This is a genomic window from Telluria aromaticivorans, assembly GCF_013003915.1.
GTDB classification, from domain to species: Bacteria; Pseudomonadota; Gammaproteobacteria; order Burkholderiales; family Burkholderiaceae_D; genus Telluria; species Telluria aromaticivorans.
This window is the reverse complement of sequence record NZ_JABAIV010000001.1, coordinates 1037216-1058423: the sequence shown is the minus strand read 5'-3', so window position 1 is coordinate 1058423 and position 21208 is coordinate 1037216. Positions and strand designations below refer to the sequence as shown.

Annotated in this window: 19 protein-coding genes; 10 read left to right on the top strand and 9 right to left on the bottom strand. The window is 63.0% G+C overall.

Features of this window, described 5'->3' with window-relative positions:
- Positions 1–83: 83 nt before the first annotated feature.
- The 7 genes from HGB41_RS04895 to HGB41_RS04865 all read right to left on the bottom strand — a co-directional run bounded on the left by HGB41_RS04895 (position 84) and on the right by HGB41_RS04865 (position 9035).
- Entirely contained in the window at positions 84–458 is a 375-nt protein-coding gene (locus HGB41_RS04895) for a response regulator (RefSeq protein WP_371868445.1), read from the bottom strand.
- Positions 459–472: 14 nt separating this feature from the next.
- Positions 473–1891, bottom strand: coding sequence for an ATPase domain-containing protein (locus HGB41_RS04890; RefSeq protein ID WP_229422721.1), 1419 nt, complete (start codon positions 1889–1891; stop codon positions 473–475).
- Positions 1892–2142: 251 nt separating this feature from the next.
- A complete protein-coding gene (locus HGB41_RS04885) occupies positions 2143–3294 on the bottom strand; it encodes a sensor histidine kinase (RefSeq protein ID WP_171081591.1) in 1152 nt (383 codons plus the stop codon).
- Between the two features lie 293 nt (positions 3295–3587).
- Positions 3588–6296 carry an aconitate hydratase AcnA gene (acnA, locus tag HGB41_RS04880; RefSeq protein ID WP_171081589.1) on the bottom strand — a complete coding sequence of 903 codons (2709 nt, stop codon included), beginning with the start codon at positions 6294–6296 and terminating at the stop codon, positions 3588–3590.
- 74 nt (positions 6297–6370) lie between these two features.
- Positions 6371–6931, bottom strand: a complete 561-nt coding sequence (locus HGB41_RS04875) for a hypothetical protein (RefSeq protein WP_171081586.1) — start codon at positions 6929–6931, stop codon at positions 6371–6373.
- The gene (locus HGB41_RS04870) at positions 6931–7935 is read right to left on the bottom strand and encodes an HpcH/HpaI aldolase/citrate lyase family protein (protein WP_171081584.1); all 1005 of its coding nucleotides are present in this window, start codon (positions 7933–7935) and stop codon (positions 6931–6933) included. Before HGB41_RS04870 ends, HGB41_RS04875 begins: the two co-directional genes overlap by 1 nt.
- A 110-nt stretch (positions 7936–8045) precedes the next feature.
- Positions 8046–9035 carry a malate dehydrogenase gene (locus HGB41_RS04865; protein WP_171081582.1) on the bottom strand — a complete coding sequence of 330 codons (990 nt, stop codon included), beginning with the start codon at positions 9033–9035 and terminating at the stop codon, positions 8046–8048.
- A gap of 270 nt (positions 9036–9305) precedes the next feature.
- Here HGB41_RS04865 and HGB41_RS04860 point away from each other — a divergent pair, with 270 nt between their 5' ends.
- From HGB41_RS04860 to HGB41_RS04825, 8 genes are all read left to right on the top strand, one after another.
- Positions 9306–10079 (top strand): GntR family transcriptional regulator, encoded by a 774-nt coding sequence (locus tag HGB41_RS04860; RefSeq protein ID WP_171081580.1) that lies wholly within the window; start codon positions 9306–9308, stop codon positions 10077–10079.
- Positions 10080–10419: 340 nt separating this feature from the next.
- On the top strand, positions 10420–10845 hold the full coding sequence (sdhC, locus tag HGB41_RS04855; RefSeq protein WP_171081578.1) for a succinate dehydrogenase, cytochrome b556 subunit: 426 nt from the start codon (positions 10420–10422) through the stop codon (positions 10843–10845).
- A gap of 2 nt (positions 10846–10847) precedes the next feature.
- Positions 10848–11216 carry a succinate dehydrogenase, hydrophobic membrane anchor protein gene (gene sdhD, locus HGB41_RS04850; RefSeq protein ID WP_171081575.1) on the top strand — a complete coding sequence of 123 codons (369 nt, stop codon included), beginning with the start codon at positions 10848–10850 and terminating at the stop codon, positions 11214–11216.
- 2 nt (positions 11217–11218) lie between these two features.
- On the top strand, positions 11219–12997 hold the full coding sequence (gene sdhA, locus HGB41_RS04845; RefSeq protein ID WP_171081573.1) for a succinate dehydrogenase flavoprotein subunit: 1779 nt from the start codon (positions 11219–11221) through the stop codon (positions 12995–12997).
- Between the two features lie 50 nt (positions 12998–13047).
- Positions 13048–13758 (top strand): succinate dehydrogenase iron-sulfur subunit, encoded by a 711-nt coding sequence (locus tag HGB41_RS04840; protein ID WP_171081571.1) that lies wholly within the window; start codon positions 13048–13050, stop codon positions 13756–13758.
- A gap of 272 nt (positions 13759–14030) precedes the next feature.
- Positions 14031–14297, top strand: a complete 267-nt coding sequence (locus HGB41_RS04835) for an FAD assembly factor SdhE (RefSeq protein ID WP_171081569.1) — start codon at positions 14031–14033, stop codon at positions 14295–14297.
- 66 nt (positions 14298–14363) lie between these two features.
- Positions 14364–15665 carry a citrate synthase gene (gltA, locus tag HGB41_RS04830; protein WP_171081567.1) on the top strand — a complete coding sequence of 434 codons (1302 nt, stop codon included), beginning with the start codon at positions 14364–14366 and terminating at the stop codon, positions 15663–15665.
- A gap of 122 nt (positions 15666–15787) precedes the next feature.
- Entirely contained in the window at positions 15788–16666 is an 879-nt protein-coding gene (locus HGB41_RS04825) for a PhzF family phenazine biosynthesis protein (RefSeq protein WP_171081564.1), read from the top strand.
- A gap of 77 nt (positions 16667–16743) precedes the next feature.
- On the opposite strand, the gene HGB41_RS04820 is transcribed toward HGB41_RS04825, so the two are convergent.
- Complete coding sequence (locus HGB41_RS04820; protein WP_171081563.1) at positions 16744–19236, bottom strand: hybrid sensor histidine kinase/response regulator; 2493 nt, start codon at positions 19234–19236, stop codon at positions 16744–16746.
- Between the two features lie 130 nt (positions 19237–19366).
- Here HGB41_RS04820 and HGB41_RS04815 point away from each other — a divergent pair, with 130 nt between their 5' ends.
- Complete coding sequence (locus HGB41_RS04815; RefSeq protein ID WP_171081561.1) at positions 19367–19714, top strand: TfoX/Sxy family protein; 348 nt, start codon at positions 19367–19369, stop codon at positions 19712–19714.
- A gap of 355 nt (positions 19715–20069) precedes the next feature.
- Positions 20070–20477: a nucleoside diphosphate kinase regulator gene (gene rnk / locus HGB41_RS04810; protein WP_171081993.1), complete on the top strand. Its 408-nt coding sequence runs from the start codon at positions 20070–20072 to the stop codon at positions 20475–20477.
- On the opposite strand, the gene HGB41_RS04805 is transcribed toward rnk, so the two are convergent.
- Positions 20422–21207, bottom strand: a complete 786-nt coding sequence (locus HGB41_RS04805) for a phosphatase PAP2 family protein (RefSeq protein WP_171081559.1) — start codon at positions 21205–21207, stop codon at positions 20422–20424. The genes rnk and HGB41_RS04805 overlap by 56 nt on opposite strands.
- Position 21208: the final 1 nt, after the last annotated feature.

Sequence of the window (21208 nt, the reverse complement as noted above, 5' to 3'; positions counted from 1 at the left end):
AAGCGCAAGGAAGGCTCGTCACTGGCGTTCGAAGGGGGCAGAGAGGCAAGACGGGTCGGCTTTCTTCCTGCCTGCCTACTGGTTCAAGGTGTACGACCCGCCAGTAACCTGCGGATTTCCGGCATCAAGCGGTCGAAGAACACCGGTTTGCGCAAGAAAACCTCGTAACTCGGACTGTCGAGATCGTGCCGCTCGGGCGCGCCGCTCATCAGGATGATCGGCGTATTCCGGGTGCTTGGCCGGGCCTTGACCTGCACCGATAACTCGACGCCGTCCATGTGCGGCATCATGCAGTCGGAAATGATCAGCGCGGGCGTCCTGCTCGCAAGGAGCTCAATTGCCTGCAATGCATTGTTAGCCGTGATGACCTCGAATCCCTCAAAGCCGAGGTACAAGGCATAGGTCTCAGTGATGTCGACTTCGTCATCGACTACCAGGATCAGGGGTTTGTTATTCACGCTCGTCCCCATCCTCAACCGACGTTCGCGTCGGGCTCGGGCTCATTGAAGTTCGCCTGGGAGGTCAGGCCACCGACGGCCATTCCTTCGCCCGAAATCGTCATGATGCGGTTTGCACCGTCGTATTCGTTCTCACGCAGCTTCATGACCGAGATGCGGCGATGGTTGATATCGCCTACCGCGAAGTACTCCAGCAACATGATGTTCTCGTAGAGCATGGACGAAGAAGCTTCTGCCGCCGGCGCGCCCTTCTTGAAGTAGTGCAGCTGTTCGGTGACGTAGACCGTGACCCCTTGCCGCCTGAGTTCATTGCTCAGTGCCACGAAGAACGCGCGCGAACGTTCCGGATGCATGATCAGGTTGTCCAGCCCTTCCATGCCGTCGATGAACAAGCGCTTGACCTTGTGCGTGCGGATGCAGTCAAGTATGCGCGTCGCCAGGTCGTCGACCAGGATTTCCAGCGGAAGCTGCCACATCATCTGCAGCTTGCCGCTGTCCACATGCGGCTGCAGTTCGATCGAGATCTTGCGCGCTTTATGCACCAGGGTCTCGGGCGACTCGTGGAAGCCCACGATGAGGCAGCTTTCGTTATTCGCGAGGCCGGCGCCGATAAAGTGCAGGCCCATCATGGTTTTGCCTACGCCCGGACTGCCAAGCAGGCAAGTGATCGAGCCCGCAACCACGCCTCCGCCAATGCGTTCGTCCCAGCTCGGAATGCCCACGCTCAGGCGACCCGTCGCGGCAGGCGGTGCCTGGGCATGTGTCGCCATTGCCTCGAAGCGCGGATACACACGCACGCCTTCGCTGCCCATGTCGAACACATGCTTGCCCAGCAACTGTTTAGCGCCCCGGATTTTAAAGACCTGAAGCTCGCGGATCACGTTCAGGCCCTGGCTGAATTGCCCGAGCTCGATCACGCCATCGACCAGCGTGTTTTCGATGTCGGTAATATTGCCCTCGACCGGCGAGAGCAGGAAGGTGGTGCAGGCCATCGATGAGACCAGTGAATTGAGCGAGTGCATGAACTCGGCCAGTGCAAGATCAGTAGCGCTCGAATTGCGTATCGACCGGAATCCGTCGATGATCAGGATGTGGGGCCGCTCTTCCGACAAGGTTGCGACGATCAGCTGCAGGAGCTCGCCCAAGCCACCTTTGACGAGGCTTGCATAGGCTGAAAAGAAAATGATTTCCTTGCCGACCAGTCCTTCATCGAAAAAACTGAAGTTGGAGAAGTGGTTGATCATCTTGGCATGCGACTCGCCAAGCAAGGTCATCACGACCACCTTCTTGCCCTGGTGCGCATGGTTGAAACCGATCTGGCAGGCCAGGGTGGTTTTCCCCCTGCCGGCCAGGCCCTGGATGAGGTAAAGATGCCCGGCCGGCAGGCCTCCGCCGAGTACGGCATCAAGCCCGGCCACACCGGTTTGCAGCAAGGGCTGCGAGCGATGTGGCGTGTCGTTTTCTATATTTTTGAACATAATTTCTTTATAGCGATTGTCGGCTGGGCGGGAACGCCGTGCGAGGATCTCGAGTCATTGAGCGGACAAGGAGTAAAAGGCAGGCCGCGTCAGCGGCAGCGCACATACACAGGCGCAGCACTGTCATGGACTCTCGATTCAATCACCCCGGAACGGGTCTGATGACGATAGGTGGCGCAAGCAGGCTGCAATGAAAAGACAGGTGATCAGTCATTGCTCCTGCGATGCGGTATCACACGTGGTATGCGTACCGAGAAAATTACCCCATCCGTCTCGCTCGACGTCACGGAAACCTCACCTTTGTGGGCCGCGACAATCTCTTTAACCACGTAAAGACCTAATCCCAGGTTTTGCGATCCTGCCCTGACGCGCTCGTTTGGGGGACGTATGGCAAAACGCTTTACGGGATCGAAGAGTGTCCGCAATCTAGCCGGCGCGATGAGATCGCCGTCGTTTTTTACTTCGTAGACCACCTCGTCGGCGAGACCGCGTATCGACACCTTGACGACACTGCCAGGCTTGCCGTGCTGAATGGCGTTGGAGACCAGATTCGCAAAGACTTGAGACATGCGATCTCCGTCCCACACCCCGGTCAGGTCACCTTCGACCAGCAACTCGATCTTGCGGTCTGGATGGAAGGTATGGGCCTCTTCTACCACGCCGTGGCAAATTTCCAGCAGGTCGACCGTAATGGGATCAACCGGGATGCCATCGCCGAGGTGCGATGTCGAGAAATCAAGGAGATCCCGGACGATTGCATCCATGCGTTTCGTGCTGTTAAAAATTCGGAGAGCGACCTTGAGCGCCTGCGATGGAAGGGTCTGGTCCTGCAGCAGTACCTGCGCACCCATGCTGATCGCGCCGAGCGGGCTGCGGACATCATGGCCGAGAATCGCCAGGAAGACGTTTTGCGCTTCACGCAACATCTGTGCATACCGCGCCATTGACTCGGTCTGCGCCTGGTCGATTGCCTCATTGAAGCGAATCATGTCCTGGATATCGCCGGCGGTGGTTATCTCCACCTGGCCCGCCCACAGGCGCAACACGCTCGAGCGAAGGGCGCGATACTCGGCCATCACCTGTTCACCTGTAAAGCCGATGGAGACCCGGTCCGCCCCGTGGATCTCGGCTGCGGTATCGTCTGCCGCTTGCGGCCCGAGGCCTTTGGATTTGGCAATGCTCTCGCGTTCGCACTGGGGAGTATCGAGGTCGGCCGCGATGACCTTCAGGACCGCCGCAGCATGATCACGCAATTCTTTCTTGTTTGCATCGACAAGCGGTTCGATCGTCGAAGCGAAATCTTCCCACTCCTGCAAGATGCACTCGAGCTCGGACAGAATGAAGGTCGATAATCTCATGGATTCTCTTTTCTGATTTCCGAACAGTTCCCTGCAAAATCAAGATCATCATCTGCTATTAAAATCACCATCAGCATTTCCTAGTAGGCCGTTTATTTGTCACCGAACGGTCCACGGGAATCGGTAAGGGGGTAAAGGCTCTCCCATCCTGAAGTATGAGGAGGTGCTGCCATGGCATCCGTACGCTAGGCCACACATAGGCATGGCCAATGCGAGGAGACACAAAAAAGGCCGAACCCGCGAGGGTTCGGCCTTTTTTCTGTCAAGCAGCCCGCTGGCGCGGGCACCCGCAGTTACGCAGCCAGCAGCTGGCGCAGCACGAACGGCAGGATGCCGCCATGCTTGTAGTAGTCGACTTCGATCGGGGTGTCGATACGCAGCAGCACCTGCACGTCCTGCGAGGAACCGTCTTCACGGTGGATCACGAGGGTCGCCAGTTGCTGCGGCTTGATCTCGCCTTCCAGGCCCTTCAGGTCGTAGGTTTCCTTGCCGGTGATGCCCAGGGTCTCGACGCTGTCGGTCCCGATGAACTGCAGCGGCAGCACGCCCATGCCGACCAGGTTCGAGCGGTGGATGCGCTCGTACGAACGCACGATCACGGCCTTCACGCCCAGCAGCTGGGTGCCCTTGGCAGCCCAGTCGCGCGACGAGCCGGTGCCGTATTCTTCGCCGCCGAAGATCATGGTCGGGGTGCCTTCGGCCACGTACTTCATGGCCGCGTCATAGATCGACAGCTGTTCGCCGGTCGGCTGGAACATCGTGATGCCGCCTTCGACCGCCGAACCGTCAGGCTTGGCCGGGATCATCTTGTTCTTGATGCGCACGTTGGCAAACGTACCGCGCATCATGATCTCGTGGTTGCCGCGGCGCGAGCCGTAGGAGTTGAAGTCGGCCTTCAGGACGCCGTGCGCCTTGAGCCACTGGCCCGCAGGACCGTCTTCCTTGATCGAACCGGCCGGGGAGATGTGGTCGGTGGTGATCGAGTCGCCGAACACGCCCAGTGCGCGCGCGCCCTGGATGCCGGTAGCGGCTGCCTTCGGGGTCATCTCGAAGTCGGCGAAGAACGGCGGTTCCGCAATGTAGGTCGATTCAGGCCAGTTGTAGACCTGGCCTTCGGTGGTCGACACGCGCTCCCACAGTTCGCCCGGGTTGCCCTTGACGTCCGCGTAGTTCTTCTTGAAGACTTCCGAGTTCATCGCGAAGCGCATCAGTTCGCCGATTTCCTGCGAGGTCGGCCAGATGTCGCCCAGGTAGACGTCGACGCCATTGGTGTCCTTGCCGACCGGCTCGGTCATCAGGTCGCGCGTCATGTTGCCGGCGATCGCGTACGCGACGACCAGCGGTGGCGAAGCCAGGAAGTTCGAGCGGATGTTCGGGTGGATGCGCGCTTCGAAGTTACGGTTGCCCGACAGGACGGCCGAGGCGACGATGTCGTTCTCGGTGATCGCGGCGTTCAGTTCCGGGGTCAGGTCGCCGGCGTTGCCGATGCAGGTGGTGCAGCCGTAGGCGGTCACGCCGAAGCCCAGCTTGTCCAGGTAAGGCAGCAGGCCGGCGGCGGTCAGGTATTCGGTGACCACGCGCGAGCCAGGGGCCAGCGAGGACTTGATGTGCGGGGCGACGGTCAGGCCGCGCTCGACGGCCTTCTTGGCCAGCAGGCCGGCGGCCAGCAGCACGCTCGGGTTCGAGGTGTTGGTGCACGAGGTGATCGCGGCGATCAGCACGTCGCCGTTCTTCACGCGCACGCCGTTGGTGGTCTCGTACAGCTTGTGCAGGTCGTCCGGGTTCTTGTTGAAGCCGTTCGCGGTGGTCGGCTTGCTGAACAGTTCAGTGAAGTTGTTCTTCACGTTGCCCAGTTCGATACGGTCCTGCGGACGCTTCGGGCCTGCCAGCGACGGGGTCACGGTCGACAGGTCCAGTTCGATCACACGGGTGTAGTCGATCTCGCCTTCCTGCGGGACGCCGAACATGCCCTGCGCCTTGAAATAGCCTTCGAAGGCGGCCAGTTCTTCTTCGGTGCGGCCGGTGCCGCGGAAGTAGTCGATGGTGGCTTCGTCGACCGGGAAGAAGCCCATGGTCGCGCCGTATTCGGGCGCCATGTTGGCGATGGTCGCGCGGTCGGTGGTCGACAGCGAACGGGTGCCGGCGCCGAAGAACTCGACGAACTTGCCGACGACTTTTTCGCGGCGCAGCATTTCGGTGACGGTCAGCACCAGGTCGGTCGCGGTGCAGCCTTCGCGCAGCTTGCCCTTCAGGTTGACGCCGATGACGTCCGGGGTCAGGAAATAGACCGGCTGGCCGAGCATGCCGGCTTCCGCCTCGATGCCGCCCACGCCCCAGCCGACCACGCCGACGCCGTTGATCATGGTGGTGTGCGAGTCGGTGCCGACCAGGGTGTCCGGGTAGAACACGTCGCCTTGCTTCATGACACCGCGCGCCAGGTATTCCAGGTTGACCTGGTGGACGATGCCGAAGCCCGGAGGCACGACGCCGAAGGTGTCGAAGGCCTGCATGCCCCACTTCATGAACTGGTAGCGCTCGTTATTGCGCTGGAATTCCAGTTTCATGTTCAGGTCGAGGGCGTTCGGCTCGCGGAAGTGGTCGATGGTGACCGAGTGGTCGACCACCAGGTCGACCGGCACCAGCGGCTCGATCTTCTTGGCGTCCACGCCCATCTTGTTGGCGACGTTGCGCATCGCGGCCAGGTCGGCCAGCAGCGGCACGCCGGTAAAGTCCTGCAGCACGACGCGGGCGACGACGAAAGGAATCTCGTCCGTGCGCTCGGCGCAGGCCTTCCAGTTGGCGACTTGCTTGATGTGCTCTTCAGTGACCTTCTTGCCATCGCAGTTACGCAGGACGGATTCCAGCACGATACGGATCGACACCGGCAGGCGCGACAGGTTCACACCGAGGGCTTCGCCCAGCGCAGGCAGCGAATAGTACTGGCCGGTCTGGCCGGCGCCGGCCGGGAATTCCTTCAGTGTGTTCAGGGTGTTGCGAGACATATGCTCTCCTTCAGTGGGATATTGTTATTCAATACCGTTATTGCAACCAGGGATCCGGGGCTTGGGGCCGTGGATCAGCTTTTCTTTTCTTCCGGCAGGGCGACCGTGACCGGCTCCGACTGCTTGGCATTCTTGCATTCGTTGGCGAGCTGGCGGTTCAGGCGCGAGTCGAGCAGGATGCCCTTGGACGGGATGCCGATCCAGATCAGGCCCCAGTACGCGTTCTCGAAGCGCAGCGCGCCGGTGGTGGTGCCCACGCGGGTCAGGCGGTGCACGCGCTTTTTCCAGCGCAGCGCGATGTTGGCAGGATCGTTCTCGTTGCTGTAGATCGTGACCTTGTTATTGAGCTCGCAGGCGTATTCGGTGGTGACCGTGTCGGTGATGTCCGGTTCGGTCTCTTCGGCGGCGTCGTAAGCGGCAGCGGCGCGCACCGCGGCGTCGGCGGCGGCATCGGCCTTCGCGGACTTCTTGGTCTTGCCTTTGGACTTGGCGTCGGCCTTGGCTTTCAGGACGGCTTCGGCTTTCGGGTGCGTTTCAGCGGTCTTGGTGGTTGCGGCAGTCGCGTTTGCGCACATGCTGCTCGCGGCCAGCGCCAATGCGCAGGCGGCGAGGAAGTGGGGGAGTGTGGTGGCCATCAGTGGGAATCCGTTTGGTTGACGATTGCGGCAGCGGCTTCCGGCAGCGCAAGGCCAGCCAGCTTCGCGCGCTGTAGAACGGTCCAATAATATCGGTAGCTTGCACGGTCGTGCAAGCGGCCATGTTGCGCGATTGGTCCCCACCCGGCGTTCATCGCCTCGGTGAGGATATTGGTTGCTTCGTTCACTTCGGACAGGCGCGGCGTGAAGGCCTTCAGGATCGGCTTGACCTGGTCCGGGTGGATGCTCCACATCCGGGTGAAACCGAATTCGGCGCCGGCGCGCTGGGCGTCGTTGGCGACGGTGCCGCTGTCCTTGATATCGGTGGTGACGTTGTGCGAGGCCACCTTGCCGTGCGCATGGCAGGCCGCGACCATCTCGAGCTTGGCGCGCACCACCAGCGGGTGGGTGAACTGGCCGGGGGTGCGCATGGCGCTGGCCGGCACCGCGCCATAGTGGGCCGAGACGAAGTCCATGATGCCGAAGGACAGGCATTCGACCTGGGGCAGGGCGGCGATGTCGTAGGCTTCGCGCAGGGCGCCGTGGGTCTCGACCAGCACGTGCACCGGCAGGTCCGTCGGTCCGGCGCCCCGGCGGCCGGCTTTCCCGGCGTGCTGGTTAATCAGGTCGATCGCGCGAATGACTTCGGCGGCGCTGTCCACTTTCGGCAGCACCACATAGGCCAGGCGGGCGGCAGCCCCGCCGACGATGGTGGCGACGTCGTTGGCGAAGTGCTCGCTCTTCGGGTCGTGCAGGCGCGCGCCGATGCGGTTGAAGCGGTTGTCCTCGCTGTTGACGAGCGCCGTGACCAGCAGGGCGTGCTCGCCTTCGCTGCCGGCGGCGGCGCCGTCCTCACAGTCGAAGGTGATGTCGAACAGGGGGCCAAGCTCTTGTTGCAGGGCCATCGACTTGCGCATCAGCTTCTCCGAGCCGGCGTAATGGTCGCAGGCGGGAAGCAGGAGCGGCTGGCGTTTGCCCTGGAATAAAACCTCGGAAGGATGCATGTGTTTGTCGCCCGGGGAGGAAGCAGAAGCGGAAGCAGCCGTGCCGCCAGGGGCGGCACGGCGGGTGCGGCGGACGGGCGGCTTAGCCGATTCCATCTGCCGCGTGGTACTCAGGCCAGCAGGTGCGCCACGCCTTCACGCTCTTCGGTCAGTTCCTTGAGGGTGAGGTTGATGCGCTCTTGCGAGAAGGCGTCGATTTCCAGGCCCTGGACGATCTTGTATTCACCGTTTTCGATGGTGACAGGGAAGCCGAACATGGTCTCTGCAGGGATGCCGTACGAACCGTCCGACGGGATGCCCATGGTGGTCCACTTGCCGCCGGTGCCGACGTGCCAGTCGTGCATGTGGTCGATGGCGGCGTTGGCTGCCGACGCTGCCGACGACAGGCCGCGCGCTTCGATGATGGCCGCGCCGCGCTTGCCGACGGTTGGCAGGAAGGTGTCGCGGTTCCAGGCGTCGTCGTTGATCATGTCCTTGACCGAAGCGCCGTCGATGGTGGCGAAGCGGTAGTCGGCGTACATGGTCGGCGAGTGGTTGCCCCACACGGCCAGCTTCTCGATCGAGGCGACTGGCTTGCCGGTCTTGGCAGCGACTTGCGACAGGGCGCGGTTGTGGTCCAGGCGCAGCATGGCGGTGAAGTTCTTGGCCGGCAGCGACGGCGCCGATTTCATGGCGATGTAGGCGTTGGTGTTGGCCGGGTTGCCGACCACCAGCACCTTGACGTTGCGCGAAGCGACGGCGTCGAGCGCCTTGCCCTGCACGGTGAAGATCTGGGCATTCGCTTCCAGCAGGTCCTTGCGTTCCATGCCAGGGCCGCGTGGACGCGCGCCGACCAGCAGGGCGAAGTCGACATCCTTGAAGGCGGTCATCGGGTCGGCGTGGGCGGTCATGCCGGCCAGCAGCGGGAATGCACAGTCGTCGATTTCCATCATGACGCCCTTGAGCGCCTTCTGTGCCTTCTCGTTGTCGATCTCGAGCAGCTGAAGGATGACCGGCTGGTCCTTGCCGAGCATGTCGCCGTTGGCGATGCGGAACAGCAGGGAATAGCCGATCTGGCCGGCCGCGCCGGTGACGGCGACGCGCATTGGGGTTTTAGCCATGATGAATCTCCAAAGTGGGAAAGAAAATGGTCGAGCAGAGGATGCGAATTCGGGAAAACAGCAATGATACCAAAAGCGGCACCTGTCAATTGGATATCGCGTGGCTCCCGCCCAGGGCGTGCCTGAGCCGGCGCACGGAGGTCCAGTCGACCGCGAGTTTATTCCTCTGCCAATCCATCTGTCAATTCATATCATATGTCTTATATAAGACACATGTCTTGACCGCTATGCACTGGACGTACGTGCCCGTTTATGGTGAAATCGCGGTCTATGAATCCCCTCTCGAACCCGGCCGGTGATGCCGCAAGCGCCGCAAACGCCAGCCAGTCCCCGTCGTTCCGCCCGCTGTACCAGCAGATCAAGGCATTGATTACCCAGAGCCTGCAATCGGGCGAGTGGAAACCGGGCGAACTGATGCCGAGCGAGGTCGAACTGGCCGGGCGCTTCAAGGTCAGCCAGGGCACGGTGCGCAAGGCCATCGACGAACTGGCCGCCGAACACCTGGTCGTGCGCCGGCAGGGGAAGGGCACCTTCGTCGCCACCCACGCCGAGGAGCGCGCCCACTTCCGCTTCCTGCGCCTGATGCCTGACGAGGGCGTCCCCCACCATCCCGACAACCGCGTCCTCGAGGTCAAGCGCACCCGCGCCCCGGCCGAGGTCGCGCGCCTGCTCGAACTGAAGTCGGGCGACGCGGTCGTGTATATCAAGCGGGTGCAATCCTTCGATGGCCAGCCGACCATCCTCGAGGAGCTGTGGCTGCCGGGGCAGCTGTTCAAGGGGCTGACGGCGGAGCGCCTGGTGGAATACAAGGGGCCCATGTACGGCTTGTTCGAATCGGAATTCGGCACACGCATGATCCGCGCAACCGAGCGGATCCGCGCGGTGGCGGCGGATGCTGCGGCCAGCGAGCATTTGCATGTGGCGGAAGGCACGCCCTTGCTGTGTGCGGAGCGGGTGTCGTTTACCTATGGCGACAAGGCGGTGGAGCTGCGCAAGGGGATTTACTCGACCGCGCATCATCATTACCAGAATGAATTATCGTAGGGTGGGCGGGTCTCCCGCCCGCGCGTTCAAATCACGTGTCATGACACGCGCCGTGGCCAATCACGCCGGCGTTGAACGCGCGGGCGGGGAACCCGCCCACCCTACGCGATCACGCGGTGCCAACCGTCCGGAATGAGGCCGGCGCCGTTGCGGTGAACCCATGGGAACGCTGCAGCAATCGCATGAAGCGATTAAAATATGTTGGTTTTGGGAAAGCGACGGACTGACCCGGTTCGCGCACTGATGTACCGGTTATCTTCTTTGATGCTTGGTGCCCGGTCACAAAATCGGCGAAAATGAAGGGTTCATTAAAAAACTGTCGTCATCAAGGAGGTGTTACATGTCCGAAGCCGTGAGAGAAGCTGCAAAAAAAGGGCGGCCGGAGTTCCGCAATATTGGTATTGGGGATATTACAACTAAATATCGCATGCCGCCGTCGGCCATCGTGTCGATCCTGCACCGCGTCAGCGGCGCCGCATTGTTCCTGATGCTGCCGTTCCTGCTGTACCTGCTGCAAGAGAGCCTGCGTTCCGAGATCTCGTTCGCCCACTTCGCGGGCATCGTCGATAACGTGTTCGTCAAGATCATCCTGCTGGGCCTGTCGTGGGCTTACCTGCACCACTTCACCGCCGGCGTCCGCCACCTGTTCATGGACAACCACTTTGCCCTGGACAAGGACGCTGCACAAAAGACCGCACGCTGGGTGCTGGTCATCGGCCTGGTGCTGACTGCCCTGGTCGGCCTGAAAATGTTCGGAGTGTTTTAATCATGGCAACCAAGAATAATATCGGACCGCGCCGCCTCGTCGTCGGCGCCCACTACGGCGTGAAAGACTGGCTGGCGCAGCGCGTCACCGCCATCGTCATGGCCGTCTACACCATCGTGCTGCTGGTCTCCTTCCTGACCGCGCAGGACTTCAGCTACGAAGGCTGGGCCGGGCTGTTCTCGAAACAGTGGTTCAAGCTGTTCTCGCTGGTGACCTTCGTCGGCCTGTTCTACCACGCCTGGGTCGGCATCCGCGACATCTGGATGGACTACGTCAAATCGGCGGGCCTGCGCCTGCTGCTGCAACTCTTGACCATCTTCTTCCTGCTCGCCTGTGCTGCGTGGACTGTGCAAATTCTCTGGAGCGTGTAATCGTGGCAGCAATCAAAACTGCAATCCCTACCCGTCGTTTCGACGCGGTCATCGTTGGCGCCGGCGGTTCCGGCATGCGCGCATCGCTGCAGCTGGCTGAAGCCGGCCTGAACGTGGCGGTGCTCTCGAAAGTGTTCCCGACCCGTTCGCACACCGTGGCTGCCCAGGGCGGCATCGGCGCCTCGCTCGGCAACATGAGCGAAGACGACTGGTACTGGCACATGTTCGACACCGTCAAGGGTGGCGACTACCTGGGCGACCAGGATGCGATCGAATTCATGTGCCGCGAAGCGCCGAAAGTCGTGTACGAGCTCGAACACTTCGGCATGCCTTTCGACCGCAACCCGGATGGCACGATCTACCAGCGCCCGTTCGGCGGCCACACCGCCAACTTCGGCGAGAAGCCGGTCCAGCGCGCCTGCGCCGCGGCCGACCGTACCGGCCACGCGCTGCTGCATACGCTGTACCAGCGTAATGTGCGCGCCCGTACCCACTTCTTCGTCGAGTGGATGGCCCTCGACCTGATCCGCGACGCCGAAGGCGACGTGGTCGGCGTGCTGGCCCTGGAAATGGAAACCGGCGACACCATGATCCTGGAAGCGAAGACCACCATCTTCGCCACCGGCGGTGCCGGCCGCATCTTCGCCGCATCGACCAACGCCTTCATCAACACCGGCGACGGCATGGGCATGGCGGCACGTGCCGGCCTGCCGCTGCAAGATATGGAATTCTGGCAGTTCCACCCGACCGGCGTGTCCGGCGCGGGCGTCCTGATCACCGAGGGTGTGCGCGGCGAGGGCGGTATCCTGATCAACTCGAACGGCGAACGCTTCATGGAGCGCTACGCGCCGACACTGAAAGACCTGGCGCCGCGCGACTTCGTGTCGCGTTCGATGGACCAGGAAATCAAGGAAGGCCGCGGCTGCGGTCCGAACAAGGACCACGTGCTGCTGGACCTGCGCCACATCGGCGCCGACACCATCAAGAAGCGCCTGCCTTCGATCCTGGAAATCGGCCACAAGTTCGCCAACGTCGATGCGACCAAGGAAGCGATTCCGGTCGTGCCAACCATCCACTACCAGATGGGCGGCATCCCGACCAATATCCACGGCCAGGTCGTCGCACCAGCCGCGGACGGTTCGCAGAAGATCGTCAATGGCCTGTACGCGATCGGCGAATGCGCCTGCGTGTCGGTGCACGGCGCCAACCGCCTCGGCACCAACTCGCTGCTCGACCTGCTGGTGTTCGGCCGCGCGGCCGGCAACCACGTGGTGGCATCGAACCTCAAGCAGAAGCTGAACAAGCCGCTGCCTGCCGATGCAACCGACATCGCTTTGGCCCGCCTGAACCGCCTCGAGACCTCGACCGGCGGCGAGAAGGTGCAGCACGTCGCCAACGACATCCGCGCCACGATGCAGAAGTACTGCGGCGTGTTCCGTACCGAAGCGCTGCTGAACCAGGGCGTGGAAGAGATCATGAAGCTGGACGAGCGCCGCAAGCACGTGTCCTTCCAGGACAAGTCGAAGGTGTTCAACACCGCCCGCGTGGAAGCGCTGGAACTCGACAACCTGATCGAGACCGCGAAAGCGACCATCGTGTCGGCCGCGGCGCGCAAGGAATCGCGCGGCGCCCACGCCCACAGCGACTACGAGAAGCGCGACGACGAGAACTGGATGAAGCACACTCTGTGGTTCTCGGACAGCAACCGCCTCGACTACAAGGCCGTGATCCAGAAGCCGCTGACCGTCGATACCTTCAAGCCGAAGGCCCGTACTTTCTAATATTGCAGGGCCGGGGCTTTCCCCCGGCCCCGATGAACAGGTAAAACAACATGGCACGCACCGTCCAACTGAAGATCTACCGCTACGATCCTGACAAGGATGCGAAGCCTTACATGCAAGACGTCACCGTCGAGCTGCAAGACACCGACAAGATGCTGCTCGACGCGCTCCAGCGCATCAAGTCCGACGTCGACGACTCGCTCGCGCTGCGCCGTTCGTGCCGCGAAGGCGTGTGCGGTTCGGACGCAATGAACATCAACGGCAAGAACGGCCTGGCCTGTACCACCAACCTGAACGAGCTGACCCAGCCGATCGTGTTGCGCCCGCTGCCTGGCCTGCCGGTCATCCGCGACCTGATCGTGGACATGACCAATTTCTTCAAGCAGTACAACTCGATCAAGCCGTTCCTGATCAACGACTCGATCAAGCCGGAGAAGGAACGCCTGCAGTCGCCCGAAGAGCGCGAAGAGCTCGACGGCCTGTACGAGTGCATCCTGTGCGCCTGCTGCTCGACCTCTTGCCCGTCGTTCTGGTGGAACCCGGACAAGTTCGTCGGCCCGGCAGGCCTGCTGCAGGCCTACCGCTTCATCGCCGACTCGCGCGACGAAGCCACCGCCGAGCGCCTGGACAACCTGGAAGACCCGTACCGCCTGTTCCGCTGCCACTCGATCATGAATTGCACGGACGTGTGCCCGAAGGGCCTGAATCCGAACAAGGCGATCGGCAAGATCAAGGAATTGCTGGTTCGCCGGGCGATTTAAGGTTCGCGTGTCGATACGCGCCTCGTGTCGCGTTTCGATTTGCCAGCGTGCGTTGAACGCGTGGGCAGAATCTGCCCACCCTACGGGCCGTCGAGACTCGTAGGGTGGGGAAAGTTCCTTGCCCACGCGTTCAAATCACGCTTGCATCAAGGCGCAATTACCCCACCTACTTGCCGTATCCGTGGGTAAAGATGCCGCAAATACAGTAAAAGTACCGTACTGCCGAAACCCGGCATGCGGAGTATGATGTTGACCCAACAACGGACTCTAGTGTGAAAACGCATCAATCCGATCCTGCCAACCGTGCACGCCTGCGCTGGCGTTCGCGCCGCGGCCTGCTCGAGAACGATTTGATCCTCACGCGCTTCCTCGATGCGCATGAAGCCGAATTGAGCGACGAGGACGTCGATGCGCTGACCCGCCTGCTGGACCTGGCGGACAACCCGCTGATGGACCTGCTGCTGGCCCGCACCGAGCTGGAGGGCGAAATCGACCAGCCGCACGTGCGCGCCTTGCTGGCGCGCCTGCGGCAGGCCTGATCCGGCTGAGCCCGCGCCAAGTTTTCGTTTATTGTTTTTAGATCCACTCCCAAAGAAGGAAGTGCCATGAATATCTCTGATACCAAAGCCACCCTGTCGTTCTCCGACGGCAGCCCGTCGATCGACATGCCAATCTACAAGGGCACGATCGGCCCGGACGTCGTCGACATCCGCAAGCTGTACGGCCAGACCGGCAAGTTCACCTACGATCCTGGCTTCATGTCGACCGCAGCCTGTAACTCGAGCATCACCTACATCGACGGCGACAAGGGCGAGCTGCTGTATCGCGGCTACCCGATCGAACAGCTGGCCGAGAACTGCGACTTCCTGGAAACCTGCTACCTGCTGCTGAACGGCGAACTGCCGAACGCCGAGCAGAAGGCCAAGTTCAGCGACACCGTGACCAAGCACACGATGGTCCACGAGCAGATGCAATTCTTCTTCCGTGGTTTCCGCCGCGACGCGCACCCGATGTCGGTCCTGGTCGGCACTGTCGGAGCTCTGGCCTCGTTCTACCACGACTCGCTCGACATCAACGATCCGAAGCAGCGCGAAATCTCGGCGATCCGCCTGATCGCCAAGCTGCCGACCCTGGTCGCGATGGCTTACAAGTACACGATCGGCCAGCCGTTCATGTACCCACGCAACGACCTGTCGTACAGCGCCAACTTCATGCACATGATGTTCGCCAACCCGTGCGAAGAGTACAAGGTCAACGACGTGCTGGTGCGCGCCCTCGACCGCATCCTGATCCTGCACGCGGACCACGAGCAGAACGCCTCGACCTCGACCGTCCGCCTGGCCGGTTCGTCGGGCGCCAACCCATTCGCCTGTATCGCTGCCGGTATCGCCTGCCTGTGGGGCCCTGCCCACGGCGGCGCCAACGAAGCGGCACTGACCATGCTGAAGGAAATCGGCTCGGTCGAGAACATCCCAGCCTTCATCGAGAAGGTCAAGGACAAGAACTCGGGCGTCAAGCTGATGGGCTTCGGTCACCGCGTCTACAAGAACTTCGACCCGCGCGCCAAGCTGATGCGCGAAACCTGCCACGAAGTGCTCGAAGAGCTCGGCCTGCAGGAAGACCCGCTGTTCAAGCTGGCGATGGAACTGGAACGCATCGCGCTGGAAGACGAATACTTCGTGTCGCGCAAGCTGTACCCGAACGTCGACTTCTACTCGGGCATCGTGCAGTCGGCCCTGGGCATCCCGGTCTCGCTGTTCACCGGCATCTTCGCAATGGCCCGCACCATCGGCTGGATCGCCCAGTGGAACGAAATGATCGCCGACCCGGAGCAGAAGATCGGCCGTCCACGCCAGCTGTTCGTCGGTTCGCCGGTGCGCGACGTGACGTCGATCGACAAGCGTTAATTTGCTGGTCGGTTCACATGAAAGCGGGCTTCGGCCCGCTTTTTTATTGGGGAGCCGGCGGCGCTATGGAAGGGAGTACCGGTACACTCATGGTCACCCCCTCATTCTCCCACTGGACAATCATGGCGCACCTACCCCTCAAGACCGTCGACGTATTCACCAGCGTCCCATTCAAGGGCAACCCGGTGGCAGTGGTGCTGGATGCGTCCGGCCTGTCCCCCGGCCAGATGCAACAGATCGCCAGCTGGACCAACCTGTCGGAAACCACATTCGTGGTGCCGGTCACGGCAGGGGGCGCCGATTACCAGGTCCGCATCTTCACGCCCGGCGCCGAGCTGCCGTTTGCCGGGCATCCCACCATCGGCACCGCGCACGCCCTGCTGGAAGCGGGTGTGGTTGCAGCAAAGGACGGTGTGCTGGTCCAGCAATGTGCGGCCGGGCTGATCATGCTGACCGTGGAGCAGCCGGACGAGGGCGCTCCTTGGATTTCATTTGAGCTGCCGGCGCCAAGCTTCACGGCGCTCGATGCGCGCCAGGCTGCGCAACTGGAAGCGATCCTGCGCGCCGACCTGGAAGTGAATGTCACGCCCTACCTGGTCGACGTCGGCGCACGCTGGGTGATTGCCCAGTTGACGAGCGCGCGGGCGGTGCTGGCATGCGAGCCGGACCTGCAGCGGATGAAGGCGCAGGACAGCAAGGACAGACATACGGGCGTCATCGTCTTCGGCAAGCACGACGCGGGCAGCGCGGCGGGAATCGAAGTGCGGGCCTTTGCACCGGCCCATGGCGTCAATGAAGACCCGGTGTGCGGCAGCGGGACCGGCGCGGTGGCCGCCTACTTGCGGCACACGCAGCAACTCGACGAGTTCGGGCGCGAATTCCTGGCCAGCCAGGGCGAGATGGTCGGGCGCGCCGGCGTGCTGCGCTTGTCGATCACGGACGCGGCGATCAGGGTCGGCGGGCAGGCGATCACCTGTATCGACGGGAGCCTGGTGGTGTAACCGGGCTGCCGTTGCTACAGCGCGGTATGCCAGGTTTCCGCACGCGGATGCACGCTGCCTTTCGTGTCATGGACCCGCTATGCCGCCAGCGGGCGGCGGCGCGCAGCCCGGGTCAGCGACGCATTGAGGAAGTCCAGGTCGACCGGCTTGGCGAACAGGTCGTCGAAACCGGCCGAGATCGCGTCCTGCCTGTCCTGCTCCTGGGCGTAGCCGGTAATGGCGATCAGGGTGGCGCCAGCCGTGGCCGGATCCGCGCGCAGGCTGCGGGCGAGTTCGAACCCATTCATTCCAGGCAGTCCGATGTCGAGCAGGCAGACGTCCGGCCGGAATTCGGGCAGGCGCTCCAGGGCGTGCTGTGCGGATGGAGAGATCGCGACCTTGTGCCCGCAAGACTCCAGGTACATGGCCAGCATCGCCGCAGCGTCCTCGTTGTCGTCCACTACCGCAATGCGTAGCGAACCTGGCTGCTCCTCCGCGTGCGAGACGGGAACGGTGCCGGCTATCCCTGGTGCGCCGGCCAGCCGGGGAAGGGTGACCTCGAACATGCTGCCCTTGCCGGGCCCCGCACTGTGCACCGTCACCAGTCCGCCGTGCAGTTGCAGCAGGCTTTTCACCAGCGCCAGCCCGATACCCAGTCCGCCCTGGCTGCGATCGAGTCCACGCGCGCCCTGCGAGAACAGCTCGAAGGCGCTCGCCGTCAGATCGGCAGTCATGCCGATGCCGTCGTCGATCACCCTGATAGCGAGGGCATCGGGGCCAGGCTCGAGCAGGACCTCGATGTTGCCACCGTCCGGTGTGTATTTCGCGGCATTGCTCAGCAGGTTGGTCATGACTTGCACCAGCCGCTTGCGGTCCCCGAACACGGGCGCCGGCGCCGGCGGCAGGCGCAGCACGAGGTGGTGGGCATGCCGTTCGATGAGGGGCCGCACCTGCTCCATTGCGTCGGCGATCACGTCCCTCATGTCGAGAACATGGTTGTCGAGTTCTACCTTGCCTCGCGTGACCCGTGACACATCGAGCAGGTCGTCGATCAGGCCGGTCATGTGTTTCGCCTGGCGCGCGATGATGGCGCTGCTGCGGCGCACGGTCGGCTCGTCGCCCGGGCGAATGGAGAGCATGGCGGCGGCCGAGGTGATCGGCGCCAGCGGGTTACGCAGCTCATGGGCGAGCATCGCGAGGAATTCATCCTTGCGCTGGTCCGCCTGCCGCAAGGCTTCTTCTGCCCGGACGCGGTCGGTGATGTCCATCTGCGCGACGACGGCACCGATGATCGCCCCGGTCTCGTTGCGGATCGGCGCGCCCGAGTTCAGCACGATACGCCGCTGTTGCGACGCATCGAAGGTCTGGACTTCGATGATCTGGCGCGGCGCCGCTTCCCCGGCCAGGGCCCGGCTCATGGCCCAGTCGTGCTGCAGCAGCGGCTGCCCGTGGCGTGTCGACCCATCGGCCCACCAGCCTTTCCATTCGCCGTAAGCGTCGATACTTGCAGAAAAAGGATGGTTACCCCAGATCTTCCGGTTCTCGGCATTGACCTGGATGACTGCGCCCGCTGTGTCGGCGACGATGATTCCGACCGGCACCGCTTCCAGCAGCGCATCGAGGCGCCGCCGTTCGTTCTCCGCCTGCCGCGCGATCTCGAGTGCATGGTGCTGGCTGGCGCGCAGCGCTTCTTCGCCTTGCTTGCGTTCGGTGATGTCACGGTAAAAGACCGCCAGGCCTTCGTTTGCCGGATAGGCGCGCACATCGATCCAGTAGCTGCGGCCGTCCGGGTAGTCATAGTGGGCTTCGAAGTTGACCGGCACCCGCTCCTGCATCGCATGCCGGTAGTGCTGCGCCATGGGCAAACCTTCCGAGCCCGGCCAGGCCTCCCAGTGCGTGAGCCCGATGATGTCGGCGGCGGCACGGGTTTCGAATTTCAGGCCGCCGGCATTGATTTGCCTTACCCTGAAATCGCGGTCGAGGAAGACGAAGCCTTCGTCCATGCCGTGCAGCAGGCGCTGGCCCTGGTCGCGTTCCAGCTCGAGCTCCTGCAGGATGCCCTGCTGCCGGATGAGCAATTCGCGCTGGTCGCGCAGGGCTTTGCGCAGCTCGATCTGGCTCATGACCTGCTGGGCGAGGGTCTCGAGGATGAAGCGTTCCTGGGCCGTGAGTCCGTGCGGACGCGGCTCCGTGTCGAGTGCGCATAGCGTACCGAGCGGCACGCCTTCGGCGGTCTTGAGCAGGGCACCCGCATAGAAGCGCAGGCCGGGGGCGCCCGTGACCAGGGGATTGCAGCTGAAGCGGCTGTCGAGGCGTGTATCCGGCACCACCATCACGTCGTGCTGGAGCAGGGCGAATTTGCAAATGGAATCGTCGAGCGGCATTTCCCGCGTGCCCAGGCCAATTTCGGCCTTGAAGAACTGCCGCGTTCGCGCAATCAGGTTCACTGCCGCGATCGGCGCATCGAGCAGTTGGCTGAGCAGGAGTGCGACATCGTCGAACGCCCGCTCGGGCGGCGTATCGAGGATGCCGTACGTATCAAGGACAGCGAGACGGTCGATACCGGCGCTGTGCGTCAAACCTGCATCCATGGGAAAATCCTGCCGACGTAAGAAAGCGAAGCAAGCATTGTATCCAGTTGCCAGGATACATAGCGCGCTCCTGGATGCCACTTTATGGTAGGACGCGGGCACACAATGCCGTCAATGAACAGGAAAAGATATGTCGACCGACCTGAGTTTTGTGGAATATGTCGCCGAAACGGCGAGGCTGGGCAGCCGCCTCACGTACAAGAAGCTGTTCGGCGAATATGCGCTCTACCTGGACGAAAAGGTGGTTGCCTTCGTCTGCGATAACAGCGTCTACATCAAACCGTCCCAGGCGGTGACGACCCTCGCACCTGACTTGCCGCAGGGGCCGCCGTATCCCGGCGCGAAGGATTATCCGATCGCGGACGAATTGCTCGACGACCCAGATGCCTTGCGCAGGCTGATCCTCGACACGGCCGAACAGATGCCGCCGCCGAAGGCGAAAAAGCCGCCAAAGGCCAGGCGCGGAGCCGCAGGCTAGCCGTTCGCCGCGGTCGGCCTGCATGAAACCGCAGAAGGGCTATACTGGCCATGCAAGGAACCACCCAGACCCCATGAACCCACCACGCTCCACATCGCCGCGCACCAGCGCCTGCCAGCAAGGCAGGGGCTTCGCCGCGTCCGTCGAGCGTGACTGTGCCGCCGTACTCCGAGCGGTGCAGCAGTCGTCGCGCAACCTCGCCTGGCTCTCCCGGGCTCGGTGAGGACCGCGGCAACACCGCCCGCAACATCCATCCTCCCGAGCCGCCTCCATTCCTTCCCATACGCCGGCTGGCCATCCAGGTCTGCCGTCACCGTTCCTGCCCGCCCTGCTGCGGGCACACCCTGGAGTAATGATGAAACCGACTATCCTCGTCTCGTGGCTGGATATGGACCGCCTCGATCGCCTGTTGGATGCCTTGCCTGCCGCGCAGGCGCGGGCGCGCGATGCGCTGCTCGATGAACTGGGCCGCGCGCGGCTCGCAGAACCGTGGGAGATGCCGCCCGACGTCGTCACGATGAATTCGCGCCTGCGCTTTTCTTTCGAAGCCTCGGAGCAGCCGGTCACGATGACGCTGACCTATCCGAAAGACATGAACGGCGGCGCCGGGCAGCTGTCGATCCTGACCCCGGTCGGCACCGCGCTGCTCGGCCTGAAGGTGGGTGACACGATGAGCTGGGAACGCCCGGACGGCGGCCTGTTCGAGGTCACCGTGCACGCCATCGAGTACCAGCCGGAACGCGAAGGGGTCTACCACCGTTAGGCCTGCCCCTGGGCCATGGTCGCGATTGCAGCAGCATGACGAGGGCCAGCACGATGGCGCAGGCGATCCATACCGACCACAGGGTATGGGTCAGGAAGTGGGCGCCACGCATCTGCTGCATCCATCCCACCGCCGTGCCGAGCGCGATGGCGGCGCCCGCGGCGCGCCACGCCCTGCGCGCCCGGTCCGGCAGCCACAGCACCGCCAGCGAAACCAGCCAGAGTGCGCTGGAGGCATGCCCGGCCGGGAGGCAGTGGCCCGGGAGGGCGCCGGCCGGCAGCGCCTCGAACAGGCGCACATAGGGCTGGCTGCCGCCGTAGCGCGCAAGGTCCCAGGGACAGTGCGCATTGCTGCCCTGCTTGAGCAGGCTGATGGCAAGCGGCACCAGGGCCGCGGACCACGCGATGACGTGCAGGCGCAGCCTGGCCAGCGGGCGGTCCAGCACGGCCTGCGGCCAGGTCGCGTCGCCGAGGGCGGCGGCGATGTGCAGCGCCGCCAGCACGGTCAGCGCTGTCTTCAGGATACGGTGGCCGAGGATGTCGGTCAGCCACGCGTCGCGCCACGGGAAGGCGCCGGCCGCCGCGTCGTACAGCGCGTCTGCCAGCACCAGGTCGATGTTGGTGTAGCGTCCCAATGCAAATATCAGCAAGCCCGCAAGGGCGAGCAGCGCGCCGATCCGGATCGCTGCGCCCGTCTCCAGCAAGATCGCCGCTTCGTGCTGCGCTTGCATG